Source organism: Gordonibacter pamelaeae 7-10-1-b (genome assembly GCF_000210055.1).
GTDB classification, from domain to species: domain Bacteria; phylum Actinomycetota; class Coriobacteriia; order Coriobacteriales; family Eggerthellaceae; genus Gordonibacter; species Gordonibacter pamelaeae.
The window spans coordinates 2,327,561-2,328,993 of record NC_021021.1 but is presented as its reverse complement, the minus strand read 5'-3'; the positions used below and the strand labels follow the sequence as shown (position 1 = coordinate 2,328,993).

Below are 1,433 nucleotides of genomic sequence, written 5' to 3'. Positions count from 1 at the left end.
CCGCCTCCGGGTCGGGCAGCGCTGCGCGCGGGGAGCGCGGGAGCGTGACGTGCTCCACCTTCATGAGCCGCGGCGCGTCGATGCCGAGGAAGTCCTGGGAGATCATGTCGGTCATGTCCTCCAGGTCCTCGCGCGTCAGCCCGAACTCCTCCAGCTTGTCGAGCGCGAGGCGCTGCAGCTGCTCGGCGCAGGCGGCCACCTCGTCGGAGGCCAGGTAGGGCTCCAGCTTCTCGAAGATGTACTCGGCAAGCGAGCGCTCCTTCAGCTTGCAGGCCAGCGCCCATGCCTGGCGAAGGCCCTCCACGGCCTCGTCATCGGGCGCGTAGGCGCCGTGCGCCCCCTTCTCGAAGGCGGCGAGGTACAGGTGCATGCCCAGCACCGCATCGCCTGCCGCGCAGGCTTGCGCGGCACGGTGCAGGTAGTCGGCGGCGGAGTTGTCGTATTCGTCGTTCTGGCTTGGTGAGCTGTTCGCGTCAGCGTTCTCGAACATGGACCCACCTCCTTCGCAAGTATGTTTCGCCTGTCAAATGCGCAATTGTATATGGTCAAGTCGCATTTTACCGGACTGGGAGGCAGGCGCATAGGGCGCGCCGCAAAAACCTCAAAACGTCACGGGACGGAAAGGGGCGGGACAGGGAGGCGGGTGCGACCCCCCGTCCGCGAGCGAATGACGCCGCCCCGCCTCCCAGCCTCCCCCTCGTCTCACCAGCCGAGAACCGTCCAGCCCTTCTCGCGAGCCGTGCGGGCGAGCGGTCGGTCAGGGTCCACGGCGAAGGCGTGTCGGGCGGCGCCCAGCACCGCGCGGTCGGAATGGTGGTCGCCGTAGGCGCTGTCCAGCACCCAGTTCCCCGGTCCGAAACGGCCGTCGCCGAAACGCTGCACGGCCGCGATCTTCTCCTCGCCCTCCACGGGCAGGCCCTCCACCTCGCGGGTGTACGTGCCGTCGGGCGCCTTGCGCATGCGCGTGGATATCTGGAACGCGAAGGGATGGTGCTCCATGGCGCGCAGGATGATGGGCTCGAACGTGGCCGAGATGACCACCACCGTGTCGCCCGCCGCCGCATGGGCGCGCATGGCGGCGTCGGCCTCGGGGCGGAACAGGAGCGCGATGCGCTCGTCGTAGAAGTCGGCCAGGAACCGGTCCACCTCGTCGGCCGAACGGCCCTCGAACGCCGTGAACACCAGGCTGCGCACCTTGCTCTCGTTCTGCGGCAGGCGCAGCTTGTAGGCCGCCGCCCACAACAGGATGCGGAAGATCACCCGCTTGCGCAGCATGCCGCGCTCCATGAGGTGCTGCACGAGCAGCACGGGCGAGTTGCCCTCGATGCTCGTGCCGTCGAAGTCGAACACCGCGAGCCGCGCCGGCGCGTCGCCCTCGCGGCCCGTGTCAGGGCCGGCGAACGGCACGCCGTCGCCCTGGTGCTCTTCCGTTG

Annotated in this window: 1 protein-coding gene and 1 pseudogene; both read right to left on the bottom strand. The window is 69.1% G+C overall.

The features are described 5' to 3' along the window. Nucleotides 1–490, bottom strand: a pseudogene (locus tag GPA_RS10885) (ribonucleotide reductase subunit alpha); the annotation flags it as partial. Nucleotides 491–702: 212 nt separating this feature from the next. Further along, nucleotides 703–1,350 (bottom strand): HAD family hydrolase, encoded by a 648-nt coding sequence (locus GPA_RS10880; protein ID WP_041240407.1) that lies wholly within the window; start codon nucleotides 1,348–1,350, stop codon nucleotides 703–705. Between the last annotated feature and the right edge of the window lie 83 nt (nucleotides 1,351–1,433).